The organism is Halobacillus sp. ABH2_015 (assembly GCF_056158945.1).
Genome location: NZ_JBSWUG010000002.1, coordinates 2,900,558 through 2,921,538, shown reverse-complemented (window position 1 = coordinate 2,921,538; position 20,981 = coordinate 2,900,558). Strand labels below are relative to the sequence as shown.

The following is a 20,981-nucleotide window of genomic DNA, read 5'->3' as shown; positions in this document are numbered from 1 at the left end:
CATCCTCCCCGCCAGGAGGATAAAGACATGATCGGAAATACAATCAGTTACTATGAATTAGCCCCGGGGGAGCAGATCCAGGCCTCCTACGTTGTTGGAATAGAAAAAACGTCAAAAAGCTCTACACCTTTTACGAAAGAAGAACGGGAGCGGTATACACGCTCAAGCCCTATGATTCCTGTTAACGAGGAAATGACTCATATGGCTTCAGCTATTACGGAACATGCCACTACAGATAAAGAAAAAGGATGGGAACTTTTCGTCCACCTAGTGAAAAACTATTCTTATACGTTTCCGGTTAAAGCTAGAGGGGTTTCCCATTTTCTAAAAGAAAAGAAGGGAGATTGTGGCGAATATTCCTTCCTTTATGCCTCTCTTTGCCGTTCACTCGGCATTCCCTGCAGAGTGATGGTCGGGGCCTTTGCTATGGGCCGTCATCAGGCTCATGTTTGGAATGAGATTTATATTGAAGGCGAAGGATGGATGCCGGTCGATACAAGTATGGCTTACACGGTGCGGAGGCAATTGTGGCGCTTCTTTTTTTCCTCTATTCGTACATTAAGCTGGAGACGCTACTTTGGCCATTTAGAGAATCAACGGATTGTCTTTTCTATTGATACGGAGCATACCCCTTCCCCTCCCTATGTAAAGGAAGGCGGAAGTACAGAAAACGTGTATCAATCATTCCCACTAGCCGGTGAGCGGTTTGTTTGGGGGAAAAGCTCCCTGGTCGGAACTATTCCGTATTTTCAGCCTATGTATTTTTATTATCATTCAGACAAACCCTATCAACTGAAAAAGACGGAAGAGGCTTTAGGAGATTGGAACGTGAAAGAGTCCGGAAAACAGAAAGGATTTCTGCTTGCTCGAACGATCTCAGGCTATCTTGCGTTTTTCATGGCATTCCTTTACTTGTTTACTGGTTGGGAAATTGCTAGTATTTTATTCCCTTTTCCAGCTTTGATTTATTGTCTTAGTTTTTTAGTCCGAAAAGAACGGCCGCTCTTTTTCTCACTGGCTTCGTGTTTCTTCGGAGCGGTGTCTTTGCTTGTTACGCTTGGTTTTCTTTCCGAATTTATATAACGAAAGCTCCTTCTCTCTATAAGGGAAGGAGCTTTTTTATGAGTCATTTAAAGGAGTTGAGTGACAGTCATGTGTTGGAGGGAACTATAAGATACACCTCGCAGATGATAAGCATCTATTTAATCGCAGGCCATTTCAACCGATATATAATTATCAGATTTGTTAATAACTGACGTTCATGATTTTAATATTTATAGGGAGTTGTTTAAAAACTAATGCGGAAAACTATGATCTTCCTTTTCTTTCTTATTTTTTTGCTATTTTTTATTCCTATGGCTTCAGCAGCGGATGAAAAGGACCGACTTGCCGGCTCAAACCGCTTCGAAACAGCTGTAGAAATCTCTAAAGCTGGGTGGAACAAGGCTGATACCGTGATTCTATCCACGGCCTCGAATTTTCCGGATGCATTGGCGGGCGGGCCCTTAGCAAAAGAAATCGACGCTCCCATTCTTTTGGTGCAAAAAGACCGGCTGACTGACACGACCCGCGCTGAAATGGAGCGCTTGAAGGCATCCGAAGTTATCATTCTTGGAGGCAGGGGTGTCATTTCTGAATTAGTTGTAACAGAAGTAAAAGCAATGGGACTTACTATTGAGCGGATCGGCGGAAAAGACCGCTATGAAACAGCCGCGCAGATTGCGGAGCGGATGGGGCAGTCAGATACAGCCTTTGTTGTTTATGGAGGTAATTTTCCTGATGCCCTGTCCATTGCCCCTTTTGCCGCCCAGGAAGGACATCCGATTTTACTTACGCGGACAAATGCTCTGCCGAAAGCAACAAGGGAAGTCCTCCGCAGTGTTGATCGGTCTTTTGTCATTGGGGGATTATCCGTGGTCAGTGATGAAGTGATGAACGAATTGCCTGATGCCACGCGTGTCTCTGGAAATAACCGTTTTCGCACATCGGCTGAAATTATCCGAAGGTTTCAAATGGACGCAGACAATGTCTACATCGCCACCGGTTACAGCTTTCCGGATGCATTAACAGGATCGGTGCTCGCCGCAAAAAACAACGGGGCGGTCATTTTAACAAAAACAGACAGTCTTCCTGTAGAAGTGAGCTATCTGCTGAATCAGAAGGTATTTGAAAGAGGGGTTGCCCTTGGAGGGACGAAGGCTGTTTCGGAGGAAGTCATATCTTTGGTAAAGATCATGATTGCAAGGCTGAATTTTTACAGTTGTCCAGTTTAGATTGATTAAAATCCAATTATATCCAGTTACTTGGAGGTATGGATGACTTAAATAGTTTATGAAGATCATGCGTTTTTCCTAATTTGGAAGACGCATTTTTTGCTGTTTTTCTGACTTCTAAATGAATGTGAATCAATGGTGGATTTAGTCTTATTAAGGGGATAATGTAGGTAGTTTTATCGAAATGATGTATTATACCATTCTATATAAAGAACGCACAAACATGAAAAATGTCCCTTTTATATGGTAAAAGGAGTAATTTATTGAAAAAATATGATTTGATGTTCTTTATCAAGAAATTAAGCCTTTTTCAGGGATTTCCATTTAGTATGTAAGGGCTATATAATCAGGTTACAAATTCTTTATAAAGAACGAAGCGTAGCTAGAAAGAACGACACGCTTCCAAAAAGGGGTGAAATCCTCTGCAGTCTAAAAGGGCTAAATTTAAAGAACAATGGAGAATGAAAGCATTGAAAAAAACGAAGCAGTTGACAGTAGGTGTGGCCGTCAGTTCTTTAATTGTTGGAGCAAGTTCTCATTTGGTGGGAAGTACCTTCGGAGCTTTTAACAGTAAAGATACATCTACCTCAGAAATTCAGGCATGCAAGGTGTTCCCTGCATACATAAATGAGCAGTTGCAGGAATTGAAAAAACTTGTAGATGAATATAATATCCATTTCGATGAAATTCCGAAAGTAAACAGTTATTCCGGTGACTTCAAGGATATCGATAATATTGATCAATATTCGGTCGATGAATTGCTTAATGAAAAAAAACGCATGAATAACTTTGTTGAAGATGTAGATAAAGCCATGGATGACCTTAAAAATTTAGAAAAAGAACTGGGAGATTCACGGAAAATTCTAGAAGCAGACAGTATGGCTGTATATGAGAGTTTAAAGGTGATTTCCAGCCTTCCTGAAAAAACGATATCTTCCTGCTTGCAAGGTTCTTACCCATCTGCAGGTCAGAATTTAGTAGAAGCTTTTAATGAACATGGTTTAGACGATAGACAAGTAAACGACCTCCTGAATTACTTTTCTCATAATCAATTTACACAGTCCGATACGCCGGTTATAGGGGAGTCGACACTTACAAACATGGAAAGTTCCTTTCAAGATAAGATTATTAGTTCTGAGGAAAAGATAGAAACGAGCAAAAAGGAAATGAATGCAAAAAAACAAGAAGTGAAGTCCTCTTTGGAGAATGTTGAAAAGGCAATTGAAAAATTGAAGAAAGAGGAAGAGGCTGAAGAAGCTGCCGCTAAAGCAGCTGAGGCAAAGGAAAAAGAATCTGAAGCAGCAGAAAAAGAACGTAAAGCCAATACAGAAACAGATGATCAAAAAGGGTCTTCTCAAAAAAAATCCGAGAAACCCCCTGAGGATAACCAGGAACCAACAGATACTCAATCAGAACCTAAGGATAATCAGCAAAATTCCAAGTCTTCAGAAACAGATATAACGGAAGAAGATGACAATACCGCAACTTCAGAAGGAACCTCGAATCAATCAGTAGATTCTTCCACACCTGAAGAGAAAAAAGAGAAAAATGAAAAAGAAAGTGATTCAGAAGCTTCTGTGACGAGCCAGGAGCAGGAAACTGAAGAGAAGAAAAAGGCAAGTGATGTGGATGCAGCCGTGACCAAGGAAGATGTAGAAAAGTCCAGTCAAGACAGCGAAAAAGGGGATGCACATGAAAAGGATACTAAGTAATCTGGTGACTTTTGTACTCTATGGTGTACTAATTTTCATGGTGGTTATTGTCGGAATATCTAAGGTTTCCGGCGGCGAATCGACGTTTATGGGATATCAGTTGAAAACTGTTCTTTCCGGATCAATGGAACCTACTTTTCAAACGGGGTCCATCATCGCTGTTGAACCAACAGAAGATGGCACGGCTTATAAAGAAGGAGATATCATCACTTTCTTACGTGAGGAAAATGTCCTGGTTACTCACAGGGTTATGGAAGTGAAAGGATCCGGGGAAAGCGTTTCTTATATAACTAAAGGCGACAACAACGACGGGGTCGATTTAGAACCTGTCCTGGCGTCAAATGTGATGGGTAAATATACAGGATTCACCATTCCTTATATCGGCTACATGATGGATTTTGCGAATTCAAAACTTGGATCACTGCTTCTACTGGTTGTACCGGGCATTGGGTTGTTTGGTTATGGCTGCATCTCAATCTGGCGTGAGCTTTCGAAGATTGAAGAAAAGAAGGAAGAATCAGAAGAAAAATCTGCAAAAGTTTGATCAATGGTTGTACTCCTTGTACATAAGCAAGGATTCAATATATCACATATTTTTCAAAGGGAGGAAGTTTGTATGGGTTTGAAAAAGAAATTAGGGTTGGGTGTAGCATCAGCAGCTTTGGGATTGTCTTTGGTCGGAGGGGGAACATTTGCCTACTTCAGTGATTCAGCAGAGGCTAGCGGATCCTTCGCGGCTGGTACATTGGATTTAACCGCTCAACCTACAACTGTCATCTCAGTAGATAATCTTAAGCCGGGAGACACGATGGTACGTTCATTTAATTTGGTGAACGGTGGAAGCTTGGATATTGGTTCTATTGAACTGGCTACAGATTATACAGTCACGGGTGCTGGAAATAATAATGGCGACGATTTTGGTGATCATATTGAGGTTAACTTCCTGTTCAACGCGGACAAGCTGGACACTCCAATTTATTCTACGACTCTATCGGAGTTAAAGTCTATGAGTCCTGATGTTATTGAAGGTAACATCCTTGGAGCATGGCTTGCAGAACGTGGTGGGAAACTGGCTGCTAATACTTCTGACACGCTCTACGTTCAGTATGAGTTTGTAGATAATGGAGAAGACCAAAACCACTTCCAAGGGGACTCTCTATCTCTAGAATGGACATTCAATGGTATGCAATCTGAAGGCGAAGCACGCTAATACAGTAGTCGGGGGATATCCTCCCCCGGCTTTTATATTTTAAATTTAAGGAGAATACATATGAAAAATTCAAGTCTCTTCTTAAAAATCATTTCCATTTATAGTATCTTCATCTTACTCTTTGTCCTCTTTAACCCCGTGGGATCCACACAAGCTTTGGAGAACCAGTCCAGAATTAATATTTCTACTTCACAAAATCGAATGTTAAATATAAAAAACTTCAAACCCGGTGACTATGCCGTCCGGTCGTTCTCTTTAGCTAATGAAGGGACGGTGGCTGTACAGTATGCTATGACTTCTTATCTTAAACAAGGATCCGAAAAATTTTATGAGCAGCTGCAATTCATCCTGGAGATAAATGGTGAACAGACCTATGCCGGGCGTTTGTCGGATTTTCAAGACGTAACTTTAAAGAGTCTGAATGCCAATCACTTGGATGAAATGAAAGTTCGGATTGAATTTCCTTATGAATCAGGGAACGAGTTTCAAGGATTGAAATCCGATGTCGTTTTCCAATTTTATGCTGAATCTTTCCTTCCATCACCAAACAGTGGAGAGGGTAGTGGATTGCAGGAACCATTTATTGATAGATGGAAGGAAGGACTCCTTCCTCAAACAGGAGAGAATTCTCCTTGGGCGTATTACATAACAGGCGCAATCCTTATGATAACGGGAACTGTTTATTATATGTTGAGTCGAAAACGTAGACAGAACCATGAAGTTATGGGAGCAGAATCTTCTTAAGGTTTTGCTCTTTTTTTATAGGAGGGATTAAAGTGGCACGTGGTGCGGTGGTGCTTATCGTAATAGGTTTGAGTATTATGGTTTATCCGTGGTTGGAGGATCGTGCAGCGATTGTTAGGACAGACCGGTATGTACAACAGCTTGAAAATGGAGAATGGCCCCGGAAAGTCCATGCTCAACAGGAATATGAGTTAGAGGATGTAAGTGAGATGTTAGAGGTTGGCTTGAAAGAGGGGATTCCCGCTGGTGATGAGGATGGAGACATTATTGCACTTATTGAAATTCCTTCCATTGATTTGAAACTGCCTGTGTTCACGGGTGTCAGCGAATATAATTTAAACTACGGCGTCGGTTATATGAATGGGGAAAGAGAGTTTGACCATAATGGTAATGCGGCTTTGGCTGCTCATCGCGGATATGCTCACGGGAAATTATTCAACCGCTTAGATGAAGTGGAAAAAGGTGATCATATCCAAGTTAAAACAGAGAACAAGGACTATATTTATGAAGTACAACGTACTCTCCTAGTGGAACCTGATTACTTAGAGGTGTTGGAACCTATTGAAGGAGAAAGTTGGATTACCTTAATCACGTGTGATCCCATTCCAGATCCTACACATAGACTGATTGTACAAGGTGAATGGGTCAAATAAAACGAGAAGGAGAGGTTGAAATTGAAGAAGTGGAAGACAGGGCTGATCCTGGTCAGTGGAGTAACAGCGATCATTCTGCTTAATGAAACGACATCTTTTGGAGCGAAGATTCTGAGTAGTGGATCTGAGCCGGCAGTAGAAGTCAACGAAGAGGTGCCTTCTGGTAAACAGCTGATAGACAAGTCTTTGGGAGCCATGAGCAGCGTAGAAAGCTTCCATTTTCTAAGTGAAGAGTTGAAAGATTCAGGAGAAGTGGAAGTCATGATGGAAGGGTATTACTTAGCGGGTGATACGCCGAAGATTTACACGAAAACCACATCCATGCAAGGAAAAGAGCCACTTGAAATGTATGTGGAAGGGGAGCACCATTATATTCAAGCGGGAAGCGAATGGATCCAGCTTCCTTCCACTAGTAATAAAACTCTTTCTTTGAATAACCTTACAACCGATCCATTTGATGGATGGACTGATATGGAAAGTTTTGTTGTGAATATGGACAAAAATCATTATGTTTTATCCAAGGAAACAGATGTCTCCACTCATGGAAAGAAGAAGGAAGAAAATCCGAGTGACTTCAAAAGCGAATATCCTGTGGAAATGGTAATTGATAAGGATACTTATTTAGTAAAGGAATACAAAGTGGAAACAAGCGATGGAACGTTTATTCATACCCTTAGTTCTGTGAATCAAATTGAGGAAAGTATTTTTCCTCAGGTAAAGGCTGCAGGTTCATATGATAGAAACGATGTTCAAAAATAAACAGAGGCTGCTGAAGTAAGATTGGTTTAACTTAGTTGGAAAAAGGTCTGGGTGCATACACCCAGACCTTTTTCTTAGAAATTAAGCTTGTTGGACAGAAGGGGCAATGATGTCCTGCTGCTCAAGAATTTCACGGTCTCTCTGATTCTTTGGTAGATAGCCTTTTTCAAGGAGTCCCTTGATGTAAATCTTATTATATACGAAAGAAAAAATGATACCTGGTATCCAAGCTCCAAATCCAAGTGTGAAAATACCTGCCAGTAAGGCTGTGATAAACATGATTGCAGACCATTTCAAGTCTCCTCTGATCAAGGCAGGGATGAATCCGAAAAAGAATGTCGTCCAACTGAACCCTACTTTGACTTCTTTTACAACCCCCGCATTGTTTTGTAAGCTGACTTCCATTATGTAACCCCCTAAAATCGATTAGGTGACTATTATACTATAAAAAACATTGTTTAAGACCCATTATATTGAAAAAATGTATGTGAAAGGGTGTATTTATTTTTTGACTATAAAAAGAGATGGAAGTCATGTGGGAAATTACCATGGATATGACTATTAGGGAGAACATTTACGGAATATCTTAGTTCTTCTTTTCACCAGGTAAAGACCATTACCCGCATACAAAATCAGGGAGAGAAAACTTGAAATATAACCAATTGGTAAATACCCTATTGAAAATCTGGGAACTGATATTGGAATAGGGGCTATCAAGGGAAAACGGGTAGGGAAAAAGAAACATGTCTGAGGCTGCTGTGATGTGGATTATGCAGCAGGATGAAGTGACAAGCGTAATCCCTGGATTCCGATATCAAAAGCAGGTCGAGGACAACCTCGCAGCAGTGGATGGGAAGCCGTACAGCGAGGAAAAACTGTCCATGTTAAGAATATCAGAAGGTAGTACACGATCATATCGGAGTCGTATATTAAGAAAGAGGAGCGGGAATCATACCGCTCCTCTTTCTTATTCAACGTCTAAATTTCTTATTATACAGACCGACCGTTACCATAAGTGTAACCACCGTCCAAATCGCAATAACGCCGGCCGGTACCCAAGAGATACGCTGACCGAGGTCCTCAATAAATAGCTGGATTTGATAGTTTGGCAGGTACTCAAGAAACGAAAGGAATTCATAACTCGCCATCAACGATTCAAAAGTAATGTTCATCCCAAACAAAAGTAAAATCGGCATAAGAACGACAGAGGCTTCAATTAACGTACGGGTCAGCAGGCCGATCAGTGTTCCGAGGGTAATGTAGAAAACAAGCAGCAGGAGAAGCATGCCGGTCATCCACACAGGTTCTTGAATGGAATAGCCGACGATCAACAAGCTGACAATCAGTGTGGCAAGCGTCATGACAAACGTGACGAGGCTTTTGCCGGCTAGAATATCCAAGGTGGAAGCGGGCGACATCATTAAACTTCTTAGTGTATTCTTCTCTTTTTCTTCCGCAATCATCGCAGACTGGACAAAGGTCCCGACAGCCGCAAAGCTCAGTGTAATCACTAAGGTGACGCTGGCTGTTGTGACACCTTCCGCCTGACTCATCATGAAAGCCATCATAATCGGAAGAATGATTGTGGAGGATACAAAGAGGTTCCGGTATAATTCCTTCAAATCTTTTTGGAAAATCGCATAAATCCGTTTCATTGAAAATGTCATACAAGATTCCTCCCTGTGACCTCTACGAAAATATCGCCGAGGGTTGGTGTATTCATCTCAATCGTTTCCACTTCGCTGTTCTTCATCCATTCGTAGATCTCCTCTGCACTTGCGGGTTCGTTCGGAAGCATGATTTCCCGGCCGTCTGTCAGTCCCACCATCAGATGTCCGTCACCGAACTGCTTTCTAAGCTTTTTCGGGCAGTCGAGCAGTTGGATACTTCCTTTATCCAGAAATGCGACGGTGCTGCAGAGCGTTTCCGCTTCATTCATATCGTGCGTCGTTAAGAAAATGGTCGTCCCCCGCTCATTTAAAGTCCGTAGACCGTGATGAATGTGCTGAGCGTTGGCCGGATCAAGAGCTCCTGTCGGCTCATCGAGGAAAAGGAGATCGGGCTGATGCAGAAGAGCACGGGCGAGCATCGTGCGCTGCTTCATCCCTTTGGAAAGCTTCGATACCCGCTTATTCTTTTCCGCTGTCAGATGAACGATTTCAAGGACCTCTTCGACTTGTGTAGAAGGCTGATCGTACAATTCACAGAAAAGAAGGAGGTTGTCACGAATCGATAAGCGCTCGTATAAACCGCTCGAATCCGACATCACACCGATCCGCTTCAAATAATGGGGATGGTGCATATCTTTGGAAGGCACGCCAAAGACACGGGCTTCACCGGAAGTCGGGACCTGCTGGCCGGTCAGAATCTCAATGGTTGTCGTTTTTCCAGCTCCGCTTGGTCCGAGAAACCCAAAAATGTCTCCCTTTTTTACTGCGAAGGTTAAATCCCTCAAGGCCTGTTCTTTTCCGAATGTTTTTTGGACATGATTGACTTCAATAATGTGATCCATTTTCATTCCCCCGTTTCGCTTTGTTCTCCTTCAGATTACGGGAGATCAACGAAGCGCACAGCTGTTTTTGCGTAAACGGAGTCACCTGCCGGCTGAACGGAGCTATTTGAGGCCCAGCAGTTCCTTTAGTTCAGCCATTTTACCTTTGGAAAGCGGGACTTCAGTCTTTTCTGCGTTATCGAGCTGGAGGCTGTAGCTGTTTTTGGTCCACGTGATGACTTTTCGGACCTTCTGAAGATTCACGATATAAGACCGGTGGCAGCGGAAGAATCCGAACAGCTTCAATCTGGCTTCCAGATCATTCAGCGTGAACATTCCCTGGAAGGCTTCCCCGCGGATATGGACATATGACTGCCCCTGAATGCTTTCAATGTAATCGACTTCAGGCGGGTCAAATAAAATCATGTTTTCCTGCACTTTAGTCGGGATTTTATGGAAGGTGACGGTTGCACCATCTGCTTCAGGCTCAGCGGACTCTTCGTGCTCTCTTTCCACTTTATGTATACCGTCCTGATGGAGACGGTGGGTGTGATCGCCCATCATAATGGCGCTCTCCAGGTTACTGGTCAAGATCATCACAGTTTTACCTTCTTCTTTCAGTCGTTGTAAGATCTTCATCAACATCTGTTTCGTTTCGAGGTCTACATTTTGATCGGGTTCCTCCATGAGAAAGAATGGAGGGTCCTGTAAAATGAGACAGCCCAGCTGTACCCGTTTTTTCTCAGAGAAGGTCAGTTTTTTCACCTGGTGGTGCTTAAGGTCAGTCAGGTGCGTCCAATCCATGACTGATTCCAAGGAAACGCTGGATTGGTAAAGGTCTCTGTGAAAACGGAACAGCTCCTTCACCTTCAAGCGTTCATAAAGAGGGGCATCCAGGCTGAGCAGTCCTAAAGGAATAGGAGAAGGGCGCCCATGGAAGGAAATACAGCCTCCAGATAACGTCTCGTCTCCAGTAAGAATATCAATCAGCCAGTGTCGGAGATCTGTATGAACGTAAACAGACACGACCTGTCCTGGTTCAATACGTAAATCAAATGGGGAAAAGATCGTCGTGCCGCCGCGGCTCTTTTCCGCCTGCGTAATCGTGAGACCGTCCATAATCAGTGCTCTCCTTTCTATGTAAGCCCTTTATTAGACATGATACAGCATATGGAAAAATTTAAGTAGGAAATTTCCCGGGAAATGATGGAGCTTGTCAAAATAGTGTTGGTCCTAAGAAGATATAGAAGAGGAAATCCAGTGACAGGGGTCACTGGATTTTTCATGTTGAATGAAATCATTAGTTCAATGAACGAAAACATATCCATGTCACTGTTTCGTATGAGGTCCGTTTGATCTGCAGGTATAGGGATTGAGGGATATGCTTCTATTCCACAGGAGGGCTTACAACTTGTATCCTTTCCTGCTTTTAAATCGTTTCAGAATAATTGAACTATCCACTCGGGTGATGCCTTCTACGGAGTAGAGCTCATCATTGATAAAGGCTTCCAGCATTTTGAAATCCTCCACAAGCACGTGCATATGAAGGGTGCTCGGTCCGGTCATTTGGTAGATACTTGCCACACTCGGATTGTCTGCCAGATTCTGGGCCACTGCCTGTAGATTCATTGGCTCGACATCGACTTCGAAAAAGGCGGAAATGTTTTGACCGAACCGCTCAGAATTAATGACGGCTGTAAAGTTTTCAATGACGCCTTTATTGATCAGGCTGTTGATACGATCTTTGACGGCGACTCGGGAAATGCCGACTTTTTCAGCTAATTCCACATACGAAATTCGACCGTCCCTTACTAGTTCATCGACAATGGTACGATCCGTTTGATCAAACTCGTTACTTTTCATAGCAAACTCCTTCCACACTCATTATAGCAAACCACCAAGATGGAACAAACAGATAATCATTTACTTTATGTAAGTGAATATAATCTAATTCAATCTTTTTGTAAGCAATTACACGGATTTATCTTTATTTTTGTTTGAAATTGTATTGACATAGGGACATGCTTTATCTAGTATATTATTTAATTCGAAATTATTTGAAAAATTAAAAATCAGAGGAGGAAGAGGAATGAAAAAAATGATGGGGGCACTTATTCTTGGCGGCAGCTTAGTTTTATCTGCATGTAGTTCAGCAGGGGGTTCGACGGAAGCAGAAGGAGAAAGCTATCCGGAACAGCCGGTTCAGATTGTTGTTCCGTGGGATGCCGGGGGAGATACCGATGCCATTAACCGTGTCATCGCTGAGGAGCTGGAAAAGGAACTGGACCAGGATGTCATTGTTAAAAACATCTCAGGTGGGAGTGGTGTCATTGGAGCTCAGCAGACGCTTGATGCCAAGCCGGATGGTTATACGCTTCTTGCGATTCATGATTCCATGGCCATGTCCGAATTGATGGGGCAGGCAGATTTCGGCTATTTTGACTTCCAGCCTGTATCGCTTATGACATCGACCTATGATCTTGTCGCTACGCACCCGGAAAACCCGTGGGACAATATGGAAGACGTCGTAGCTGATGCAGAAGGAGATCCGGAAAGCATTACATATGCTGCTTCCATCGGCTCTACTTCCCAGCTTGAGCCGGCGTTGATCCAAACCGCTGCAGATATTCAATTCAACATTGTCGGGTATGAAGGAACAGCCAAACGGATGAAAGCGATTGTTGCTAATGATGTGCACTTAGGCAGTGTATCGATTGCTGCTGGTAAGGAGTATATGGCGGATGACCGGATGAAGCTGCTTGGGTACACAGGTGAAGAGCGCAGTGCTGAATTCCCGGATGTACCAACATTGAAAGAACAAGGCATTGACGTCACCTCTGCAGTAAGCCGTGGGATTGCAGCACCGAAAGATACGCCGGAGGCTATTGTAGAGAAGTTGAGTGATGCTCTTCAAAACGTAGCAGAAAGTGAGTCATTCCAGGAAAGAATGGAAGAGCTCGGAAGTGAAGTCTCCTACAAAAACACAGAAGAATACGTTCAGTTCCTGGAAGAAAATGAAGTGGAAATGAAAGAGTCCCTGGAAACAAGCGGGCTGCTTGAATAAGAGGAGGCGTCTGACATGATGACCGTTAAAAGAGATGCCATGAACGCTGTAATCCTCTTAGCCTTTTGCGGACTGGCTTTTTACGGATCCACATTAATCCCGGAAAGAAGCCTCGGCAAAACCGAAGGAGACTTCTTTCCAAATATAATCATTGGTATCCTTGCCGTCCTGAGCCTTCTTTTGCTCGTGAAAAGTGTGTATGCGTATGTAACATCAGAAAAACAGCAGCGCACAGAACCAAAGACAAGTTTGAAAGAGCGGTGGGCGGAAGGGAAGAAAGTGTGGTACACGTTCGCTTTGTTTGGTGCCTACATCTTTATCATGCCATCAGCCGGGTACTTTCTATCTTCAGTTGCTTTTCTGTTCACGCTCTATCTGCTTCTATCATCCAACAGAAAGCGTCTCTGGCTTGTGCTGATCATTTCTATCGTTGTGACGTATGTCTTGAGTTTTATCTTCCAAAAGTTCCTGCTAGTCTTTCTGCCATCAGGAGTTCTTTTTTAAAAAGGGGTTTGAATAATGGATAGTATTTTATTAAGTTTCGAATCCATATTGAATATACAGACGATCCTCATCCTGCTTGCGGGCGTCGTTGCCGGGATCATTGTAGGAAGCATCCCGGGCTTTACTATAACAATGGGGGTAGCCTTGACGCTGCCATTCAGCTTCAGCATGGATCCGGTCAACGGAATTGCGTTAATGATGGGCGTACAGGTAGGGGGAAGCGCCGGAGGTTTGATTACCTCCTGCCTGTTCGGGATTCCAGGGACTCCTTCGTCCGTCGCAACAACGTTCGACGGCTATCCGATGGTGAAAAACGGAGAAGCTGGAAAAGCGCTGGCCATTGGGTTGTGGTCATCGTTTATCGGTACGATTATCTCCGGTGTCATACTTATTTTCACCGCTCCGATTCTTGCGGAATGGGCGCTGGAGTTTGGTCCTTGGGAAATGTTCGCTTTGATGCTGTTTGGCATCAGTGCCATTGCCAGCTTGAGTGATGGATCCTTAATTAAGGGATTGATTTCCGGAATGCTTGGTATATTGTTCGCCCTTGTCGGCTCTGATCCGCTGACCGCGATTCCACGTTTTACATTCGGAATGTCTGAGCTCATGTCAGGTTTCAACTTCCTGCCGGTGCTGATCGGATTGTTTGCCTTTTCCCAGCTGATGAGTGATATCAAAAGACCCCCTGCTCCTGTTCCGTTCAGTGAGGCGTCCAACGTCAGCTACCCACTGCCGAAGCTTTTAAAGGATATGTGGTCGTCCGGAACGAATGTGATAAGGTCGAGCTTTATCGGGACACTTGTCGGTATTCTCCCGGCAGCCGGCGGGAGTATTGCGAATATCTTAAGCTATGATATTGCGAAGAAGTTTTCCAGGAAGTCTCACGAATTTGGAAAAGGGACAAAGGAAGGGATTATTGCAGCAGAATCTGCGAATAACTCTTCCATTGGAGGGTCCTTCGTCCCGATGCTCGCCTTTGGGATCCCCGGCGATGCGGTGACGGCGATGATGCTTGGAGCCCTGCTGATTCACGGCATTCAGCCTGGACCGTTATTGATGGAAAACCAGCCGGTTCTTGTCTATGGAATCTTTATTTCTTTCTTCCTGGCGGCGTTCCTGATGCTGATTGTTCAGAGCCTTGGGATTAAAGTGTTTTTGAAGATCAATAACATTCCCCAGCATGTGTTGATCCCTGTGATTCTACTGCTTTGCGTGCTCGGAAGCTTTGCTGTGAACAACCGGATGTTTGATGTGTGGGTGCTGCTTGCCTTTGGTTTGATCGGGTATTGGATGAAAGCCAATCTATTTCCTCTGGCCCCATTCATTCTTGGCATCATCCTTGGTCCGATGATTGAAGAAAACCTGCGTCAGGCGATTTCCGTAAGTCCCGATTTGACAACCTTCTTTACCAGACCGATTTCAGCTGTGCTTCTGGTGATGGCCGCCGCGTCCTTAACGTACGGGATCATCAGCAGTATGAAGCAGAACAAACCGAATGAATATGAACAAGAGAATAAGGAGAGTGCTTGATTATGATATCATTGAACCACCATGCCCAGCCCTACCCGGTCTCACGCAAGGCCGTCTACGCCAAAAATGGAATGGTCTCGACCTCCCAGCCGCTGGCGGCGCAGGCGGGCCTCGACATTATGAAAAAAGGAGGCAACGCCATTGATGCGGCGATTGCCACGGCCGCCTGCCTTACCGTTGTCGAACCGACCTCCAACGGCATTGGCGGAGATGCCTTTGCGCTGGTTTGGACGAAAGGAAAGCTGCACGGACTGAATGCGAGCGGGCGCTCGCCGCAGTCGATTTCCATTGACCAGGTGAAGGCGGATGGTCATGAGGAGATTCCGAAATACGGCTGGGTGCCTGTCACTGTACCTGGAGCACCGAGCGCCTGGGCTGAACTCAGTGAAACGTTCGGAAAGCTTCCATTAGAAGAGGTGCTTGCACCCGCTGTACAATACGCGGAAGAAGGCTTCCCTGTTTCACCAACCCTTGCGAAATATTGGAACAAGGCTGTCCAGACGTTTGAAAAGGAACTGGAGGATGACGTATTTTCAGAATGGTTCCATACGTTCACACCAAAAGGACGGGCGCCAAAAGCGGGGGAGATCTGGTCGTCCCACGATCATGCAGAAACGCTGCGCTCGATAGGAAAAACGAAGGCCGCCTCTTTTTATGAAGGAGAACTGGCGGAGAAGATCGCTGCTTTTTCAGAGAAGCACGGCGGATACATAACGAAGGAAGATTTAGCTCAGCACCGCTGTGAGTGGGTGGATCCGATCCGTGTGAACTACCGCGGCTATGATGTGTGGGAAATCCCACCGAACGGTCAGGGGCTGATTGCGCTCCAGGCGTTGAATATTTTGAAAGGCTTCGAGTTTCCGGCCAAGGATTCGGTGGATACGTATCATAAGCAGATGGAAGCGATGAAGCTTGCTTTTGCGGATGGGCAGAAACATATTACCGAACCTTCCTATATGAGGCATACGGCAGAAGATCTGCTGAATGAATCCTACGGGGAGGAGCGCCGGCAGCTCATCGGAGAAGAAGCGCGACAGCCGGAAGCGGGTGAACCATCTTTGAGCGGGACGGTTTATTTAGCGACCGCAGACGGGGATGGCAATATGGTTTCCTTCATTCAAAGCAACTATATGGGCTTCGGTTCAGGTTTGGTTGTCCCCGGCACAGGCATTGCCCTGCAGAACCGCGGGCATAATTTTTCCATGGATCCTGACCATGTGAATGCTCTAGAAGGTGGAAAGAGGACGTATCATACAATCATTCCAGGATTTTTAACAAAAGACAACAACCCCCTCGGTCCATTCGGTGTGATGGGTGGCTTCATGCAGCCGCAGGGACATGTGCAGGTCGTCATGAATACCATCGATTTCGGATTGAATCCACAGGCGGCCCTTGATGCGCCGCGCTGGCAGTGGCTGAAGGATAAGCAGGTGGAAGTGGAACAGACCTTCCCCTCCCATATCGCCCAGCAGCTCGTGGATAAAGGCCATGACATTACGGTTCAGGTCGAGCCGAACAGCTTCGGCCGCGGGCAGATGATCTGGAGAGATCCGGAAAGCGGCGTCCTCGTCGGAGGCACGGAATCCCGGACCGATGGGATAACCGCGGGGTGGTAATTGAGGAGAAGGAGTTCTAAATCATGAGAACCTATTGGGATATCTTTATCGCCTTTTTCCGAGTCGGTATGCTCGGTTATGGCGGCGGCCCCGGGTCGATTCCATTGATTCATAAAGAAGTGGTGGACAAATACAAATGGGTAACAGCAGAGGAGTTCGGAGACATCCTGGCGCTCGGCAATACGCTCCCGGGCCCTATTGCAACAAAGCTCGCCGGCTATATCGGCCATCAGGTGAAGGGGATGACAGGGATGCTGATCGGGGTTCTGGCGACGATTATTCCGACCATCCTTCTGATCATCATTCTTTTGACCTCCCTGTCATCCATCAAGCAGTTTGACTGGGTGCAGGGGATGACAGCCGCCGTCATTCCCGTCGTTGGCGTAATGCTGGCGGTATTGACGTGGCAGTTCCTGGAGAAAGCAGGAAAAGGATTGGGGTGGCGGAAAACGGTTATCGCTGCTGTCGTGCTTGTCATCCTGATGGAAGTGCTCTCCATCCACCCGGGCATCATTATCGGAGCCCTGTTAGTATTTGCCCTTGTGAAAAAAGATAAGCAGAAAGCGAAGGAGGCGGGAGCTTCATGATGATTTACTGGCAGCTTTTTCTCGCCTTCTTCATTCCCGGCATTCTCGGTTACGGCGGGGGTCCGGCTTCGATTCCGCTTGTGGAGAATGAAGTGGTCCAGAACTATGAGTGGATGGATGTGCAGGAGTTCAGTGAAGTACTTGCACTCGGGAATTCACTTCCCGGTCCAATTGCGACAAAAATGGCCGGTTATATCGGCTATGAAGTGGCCGGTGTGCCGGGTGCCTTTGTTGCGGTCTTTGCTACGGTGGCCCCGTCCTTGATTTTAATGATCATGCTGCTCGGCCTGTTGTTCAAGTATAAGGATTCACCAAAAGTGAAGCGGATGACGATGTATGTCCGTCCCGTGATTGCCGTACTGCTCGGCGTTATGGCGTGGAGCTTTTTCAAGGAGTCGTTTGAAGGCATCGGCTGGCTGCAGACGGTCATTCTGATTGTGGCCGGCTACGTGCTGATGGAGCGGGTAAAGGTGCATCCCGCTTTCGTGATCGCCGGAGCTTTAGCGTATGGAGGATTTTTCCTTTGAATAGCAATAGAGAGGCCCCTTTTAAGGGGCTTCTTTTCGTCTGTAGAAAAAAGGTTTGTCATTCCGTGTGGTTTGGGACACGTTCCGCTTATCGGTGGGTGCTTGCCGCGGGCACGGCCTCCGCTGACTTGGTCAGGAAAAATCACCTGCCCAAGTGGATCTTCGGGTCGTGCTGTTCCCGCAGGCGTCACCACCGAACGCTCCTCGTGACTCTGCATAACCGCGTTTCCGAGCCTTAAAGAAAAGCAGGATACACTGGGTAACGAGCAGACGGGTCCGCATTCATAAATTCAAAAAAAGCTGCCGAAACGTAGCTCGACAGCCTGAGAAAGTCGAGCGTAGCTTTGCAGATTCAAAAGAAAGGCATGGGCTGCGCTATTTCCGCTTGCTTGGAAAAGAAAAAGTGAAGGAACAGGCGCTGATGACGGCTGCCTGCCGGAATATGAAAAAGCCCCCCAAGGAGCGTTATCCCATCCACTCCTGCGGAAGCTCGGGCGCTCGTCCGCGGAAAGGATGGGATTTCGCTCCTGGCGGTAAGAAAGAAAAAAGCTTGTAAAGAAACAGAGGTTTCTCTACAAGCTGAGAGGTCCTTTAGTAAGGAGCTCTCTTTTTTTATTTTGCAGTTGTTGTCAGTTTAACTTCAATATTGTTGCGAGTCGCACGGGAGTACGGGCACACCTGGTGGGCTTTTTCAACAAGCTCTTCCGCTTCTTCCTGGGAAACGCCTTCGATTTCCACTGCAAGTTCAACAGCAAGACCGAAGCCTTCTCCTTCTTTCCCGATGCTTACGTTGGCTGTAATCGCAGATGTGATTTTTTTCTTCGCCTGAGAGGCAACGAGTTGAAGAGCGCTGTCAAAGCATGCAGAGTAACCGGCTGCAAATAGCTGCTCGGGGTTCGTCGCTCCTTCTTTTCCTGAGCCGCCAAGTTCTTTAGGCATGGATAGATCAAGGTTCAAGGTACCATCACTGGACGTGACCGTACCTTGACGTCCTCCCTGTGCTGTTGCTGCTGCTGTATATAAAGCTTTTTCCATTTTTCTTCACTCCTCATTTAAATTGTGTATAATTAAGTTGTGCACAATTTAATTTATAGCAAAGAGATCAGTTTGTCAACCAGCGGAACTCAAAAACTGGTTTTGTTGTGACAAATGGATGGATTCGCTACATTGAGGGTATAAAGGAGAGATCGATATGGCTGAAGAGCATTTGAAATTGGAAAACCAGATTTGTTTTTCCATTTATGCAGCGGCGCGTGAAATGACGAAAATGTATAAACCCCTGCTTCAAAAGTTGGATGTCACCTATCCGCAGTACTTGGTGCTGCTTGTACTATGGGAAGAGGACAGCATGACGGTGAATGAGCTTGGCAGACGTCTGTATCTGGATTCCGGAACGCTCACACCGATGCTGAAGCGGATGGAAACATCAGGTCTGCTTGAACGGAAACGGTCGCCGGAGGATGAGCGACGGGTGATCGTCACGTTGACTGAGCAGGGAAGAAACGCGGAAAAGGATGCCCGTGACATCCCATTTCAGGTGGTCGACCACCTCGCTATGGATGAAGAAGAGCTAAAGCAGTTCAAAGCTTCGCTCGTGAAGGCTCTTGAACATCTGCATGAAAGAAATGAAACGTCATAAGAAAATCCCCGCTTTCTTAAAGAAGAGCGGGGATTTCTTTTTATACACCGATGAGGGACAAAATGTATGTCGTTACACAGACAACCACCAGCAGGATGAAGCTGTATTTCAGCGTCATCTTGAATAACGTGGACTCCTGGCCGGTCTGCTTAACCGCTGCTGTCGCAATTGCAATGGACTGTGGAGAGATCAGCTTGGCCATCACACCGCCGGCCGTATTCGCTGCCAGGAGCAGTGCCGGATTCGCGGTGATCTGGTCAGCGGTGACTGCCTGTAAGTGACCGAATAAGGCGTTGTTGCTGACGACAGAACCCGTAATGAAAACGCCGATCCAGCCGAGCACAGGACTGACGAGTGGGAACAGGCTTCCCGTTTTGGATAAGGCGAGTCCGATGGTGGAGCTCAGCCCGGCAAAATTGGATAAGTTGGCAAAGCCCATGACGAAGCAGATGGTCAGGATAGGGATCCACAATTCCTGTATCGTCGCTTTCAAGTTTTTCATCCCTTCCGGAAGGGTGATCGCAGAGCTGAACCACCCAGTCAGAAGAACAGCCACCAATATCGCTGTGCCGGTCGCAGAAATAAAATCAAGTTTAAAAATGGCATCAAGCGCGGTTGTTTCCGGCGCAATCGGCGGGGCTTTCTGAATCTGCTGGTGCAGGTATGGAATCGATACCAACCGGGTCGTACCAGCAAGCAGGCCTCCATCATTGAACAGGGCTTTAAAAGCAGGAAGACTCCAGATCGTAATGACGGCCGTTAAGATGTAGAACGGAGACCAGGCTTTAACTATTTCCTTCAGGCTGTACGTTTCGCCGGTCTGAACAGCGGGAGCATCCGCTTCTCTGTGGATCGTTTTCGGCTGCCATTTTCTTAAGAACAGCGCAAGACCAGCCATACTTAAGAGGGCGGCAAGGATGTTGGCAAGTTCAGGTCCGAGAAATAGAATCGTAAACAGCTGGGTGCCTGTGTAAATGCCACTGACGACGAGCAGGGCAGGCAGGGTTTCTTTCACACCTTTCCATCCATTCAGCAAAAAGACGAGCACAAACGGAATGGCAAAGGAGATGGCAGGAAGCAGGTAAGCCAGTGTCCGGGAAAGCTCCATCGTTTCCAGGTTTCCCATCTGGGCACCGACGATGACAGGAATGCCGATCGCTCCGAAGGCACCGGAAGCAGCATTGGCGATCAAGCATAACGCTGCGGCTTTCAACGGGCGGAAGCCTAGTTCCACAAGCAGGGCGGCACTGATGGCAATCGGTACACCGAATCCTGCGGCCCCTTCAAGGAAAGCGTTGAAGCTGAAGCCGATCAGCAGAAGCTGCAGCCGCTGATCCTGAGAGATGTTCGCGATACTGGAACGGATGACCGTGAATTTCCCGGTATGTACAGCAATTTTGTATAACCAGACGGCCATAATGACGATGTAACCGATCGGCCATAGACCGTTCGCTATGCCGTGCAGGGCTGCGGCGAGCGCATTGCCCCATGGCATATCAAACAAGAACACAGCGATACCCAGACTCATGATGAGCGTGAGAAAGGCAGCAAGAATCCCTTTCATACGGAGTCGGGTTAATGCCAAAAAGAAGAAAAAGATGGGGAGAGCGGCTAAAAGCGCGCTCACGCCCAGATTACCAAAAGGATCATACTGTTGGAACCACATGGCAGA

The 20,981-nt window shown here is 45.9% G+C and carries 23 protein-coding genes and 1 pseudogene; 17 read left to right on the top strand and 7 right to left on the bottom strand.

Going from position 1 to position 20,981, the window contains the following annotated elements; genetic code table 11:
• Positions 1-27 precede the first annotated feature (27 nt).
• From ACXAD6_RS15310 to ACXAD6_RS15275, 8 genes are all read left to right on the top strand, one after another.
• The gene (locus ACXAD6_RS15310; RefSeq protein WP_474969615.1) at positions 28-1,083 is read left to right on the top strand and encodes a transglutaminase-like domain-containing protein; all 1,056 of its coding nucleotides are present in this window, start codon (positions 28-30) and stop codon (positions 1,081-1,083) included.
• Between the two features lie 272 nt (positions 1,084-1,355).
• Positions 1,356-2,273: a cell wall-binding repeat-containing protein gene (locus ACXAD6_RS15305; RefSeq protein WP_474969614.1), complete on the top strand. Its 918-nt coding sequence runs from the start codon at positions 1,356-1,358 to the stop codon at positions 2,271-2,273.
• A 461-nt stretch (positions 2,274-2,734) separates the two neighbouring features.
• Entirely contained in the window at positions 2,735-3,985 is a 1,251-nt protein-coding gene (locus ACXAD6_RS15300; RefSeq protein WP_474969613.1) for a hypothetical protein, read from the top strand.
• Positions 3,960-4,529, top strand: a complete 570-nt coding sequence (gene sipW / locus ACXAD6_RS15295; RefSeq protein ID WP_474969612.1) for a signal peptidase I SipW — start codon at positions 3,960-3,962, stop codon at positions 4,527-4,529. The genes ACXAD6_RS15300 and sipW overlap by 26 nt, the downstream gene beginning before the upstream one ends.
• A 72-nt stretch (positions 4,530-4,601) precedes the next feature.
• A complete protein-coding gene (locus tag ACXAD6_RS15290; RefSeq protein WP_474969611.1) occupies positions 4,602-5,195 on the top strand; it encodes a CalY family protein in 594 nt (197 codons plus the stop codon).
• A gap of 60 nt (positions 5,196-5,255) precedes the next feature.
• Positions 5,256-5,939 (top strand): TasA family protein, encoded by a 684-nt coding sequence (locus tag ACXAD6_RS15285; RefSeq protein WP_474969610.1) that lies wholly within the window; start codon positions 5,256-5,258, stop codon positions 5,937-5,939.
• Between the two features lie 32 nt (positions 5,940-5,971).
• Entirely contained in the window at positions 5,972-6,592 is a 621-nt protein-coding gene (locus ACXAD6_RS15280; RefSeq protein WP_474969609.1) for a class D sortase, read from the top strand.
• Positions 6,593-6,613: 21 nt separating this feature from the next.
• The gene (locus tag ACXAD6_RS15275) at positions 6,614-7,351 is read left to right on the top strand and encodes a hypothetical protein (RefSeq protein WP_474969608.1); all 738 of its coding nucleotides are present in this window, start codon (positions 6,614-6,616) and stop codon (positions 7,349-7,351) included.
• An 81-nt stretch (positions 7,352-7,432) separates the two neighbouring features.
• Here ACXAD6_RS15275 and ACXAD6_RS15270 read toward each other — a convergent pair whose 3' ends face one another.
• Positions 7,433-7,756, bottom strand: coding sequence for a DUF2628 domain-containing protein (locus tag ACXAD6_RS15270; RefSeq protein ID WP_281658644.1), 324 nt, complete (start codon positions 7,754-7,756; stop codon positions 7,433-7,435).
• Positions 7,757-8,094: 338 nt separating this feature from the next.
• Here ACXAD6_RS15270 and ACXAD6_RS15265 point away from each other — a divergent pair, with 338 nt between their 5' ends.
• Entirely contained in the window at positions 8,095-8,442 is a 348-nt protein-coding gene (locus ACXAD6_RS15265) for an aldo/keto reductase (RefSeq protein WP_474969607.1), read from the top strand.
• Here the strand turns inward: ACXAD6_RS15265 and ACXAD6_RS15260 are convergent.
• The 4 genes from ACXAD6_RS15260 to ACXAD6_RS15245 form a co-directional block, all read right to left on the bottom strand.
• Complete coding sequence (locus ACXAD6_RS15260; protein ID WP_474969606.1) at positions 8,323-9,018, bottom strand: ABC transporter permease; 696 nt, start codon at positions 9,016-9,018, stop codon at positions 8,323-8,325. The two genes, ACXAD6_RS15265 and ACXAD6_RS15260, sit on opposite strands and share 120 nt — an antisense overlap.
• Entirely contained in the window at positions 9,015-9,863 is an 849-nt protein-coding gene (locus ACXAD6_RS15255; protein ID WP_474969605.1) for an ABC transporter ATP-binding protein, read from the bottom strand. Before ACXAD6_RS15255 ends, ACXAD6_RS15260 begins: the two co-directional genes overlap by 4 nt.
• Before the next feature lie 102 nt (positions 9,864-9,965).
• Positions 9,966-10,961: a LytTR family transcriptional regulator DNA-binding domain-containing protein gene (locus ACXAD6_RS15250; RefSeq protein ID WP_474969604.1), complete on the bottom strand. Its 996-nt coding sequence runs from the start codon at positions 10,959-10,961 to the stop codon at positions 9,966-9,968.
• A gap of 285 nt (positions 10,962-11,246) precedes the next feature.
• On the bottom strand, positions 11,247-11,705 hold the full coding sequence (locus tag ACXAD6_RS15245) for an Lrp/AsnC family transcriptional regulator (protein WP_474969603.1): 459 nt from the start codon (positions 11,703-11,705) through the stop codon (positions 11,247-11,249).
• A gap of 226 nt (positions 11,706-11,931) precedes the next feature.
• On the opposite strand from ACXAD6_RS15245, the gene ACXAD6_RS15240 reads away from it, so the two are divergent.
• The 7 genes and pseudogenes from ACXAD6_RS15240 to ACXAD6_RS15210 all read left to right on the top strand — a co-directional run.
• Positions 11,932-12,906, top strand: a complete 975-nt coding sequence (locus ACXAD6_RS15240; RefSeq protein WP_027954903.1) for a tripartite tricarboxylate transporter substrate binding protein — start codon at positions 11,932-11,934, stop codon at positions 12,904-12,906.
• A gap of 15 nt (positions 12,907-12,921) precedes the next feature.
• Positions 12,922-13,410, top strand: coding sequence for a tripartite tricarboxylate transporter TctB family protein (locus ACXAD6_RS15235; RefSeq protein ID WP_474969602.1), 489 nt, complete (start codon positions 12,922-12,924; stop codon positions 13,408-13,410).
• A 15-nt stretch (positions 13,411-13,425) separates the two neighbouring features.
• Entirely contained in the window at positions 13,426-14,940 is a 1,515-nt protein-coding gene (locus ACXAD6_RS15230) for a tripartite tricarboxylate transporter permease (protein WP_474969601.1), read from the top strand.
• 2 nt (positions 14,941-14,942) lie between these two features.
• Positions 14,943-16,556 (top strand): gamma-glutamyltransferase, encoded by a 1,614-nt coding sequence (gene ggt / locus ACXAD6_RS15225; RefSeq protein WP_474969600.1) that lies wholly within the window; start codon positions 14,943-14,945, stop codon positions 16,554-16,556.
• A 23-nt stretch (positions 16,557-16,579) separates the two neighbouring features.
• Entirely contained in the window at positions 16,580-17,143 is a 564-nt protein-coding gene (locus tag ACXAD6_RS15220) for a chromate transporter (RefSeq protein WP_474969599.1), read from the top strand.
• Positions 17,143-17,670, top strand: coding sequence for a chromate transporter (locus ACXAD6_RS15215; RefSeq protein ID WP_160838616.1), 528 nt, complete (start codon positions 17,143-17,145; stop codon positions 17,668-17,670). Before ACXAD6_RS15220 ends, ACXAD6_RS15215 begins: the two co-directional genes overlap by 1 nt.
• A 277-nt stretch (positions 17,671-17,947) precedes the next feature.
• A pseudogene (locus ACXAD6_RS15210) lies at positions 17,948-18,226 on the top strand (transposase); the annotation flags it as partial.
• Between the two features lie 56 nt (positions 18,227-18,282).
• Here the strand turns inward: ACXAD6_RS15210 and ACXAD6_RS15205 are convergent.
• The gene (locus tag ACXAD6_RS15205; RefSeq protein ID WP_027954908.1) at positions 18,283-18,705 is read right to left on the bottom strand and encodes an organic hydroperoxide resistance protein; all 423 of its coding nucleotides are present in this window, start codon (positions 18,703-18,705) and stop codon (positions 18,283-18,285) included.
• A gap of 157 nt (positions 18,706-18,862) precedes the next feature.
• Between ACXAD6_RS15205 and ACXAD6_RS15200 the strand changes: the two genes are divergently transcribed.
• Entirely contained in the window at positions 18,863-19,309 is a 447-nt protein-coding gene (locus tag ACXAD6_RS15200; protein WP_474969598.1) for a MarR family winged helix-turn-helix transcriptional regulator, read from the top strand.
• A 40-nt stretch (positions 19,310-19,349) separates the two neighbouring features.
• Here the strand turns inward: ACXAD6_RS15200 and ACXAD6_RS15195 are convergent, their stop codons facing one another.
• Positions 19,350-20,975 carry an L-lactate permease gene (locus ACXAD6_RS15195; protein ID WP_474969597.1) on the bottom strand — a complete coding sequence of 542 codons (1,626 nt, stop codon included), beginning with the start codon at positions 20,973-20,975 and terminating at the stop codon, positions 19,350-19,352.
• Positions 20,976-20,981: the final 6 nt, after the last annotated feature.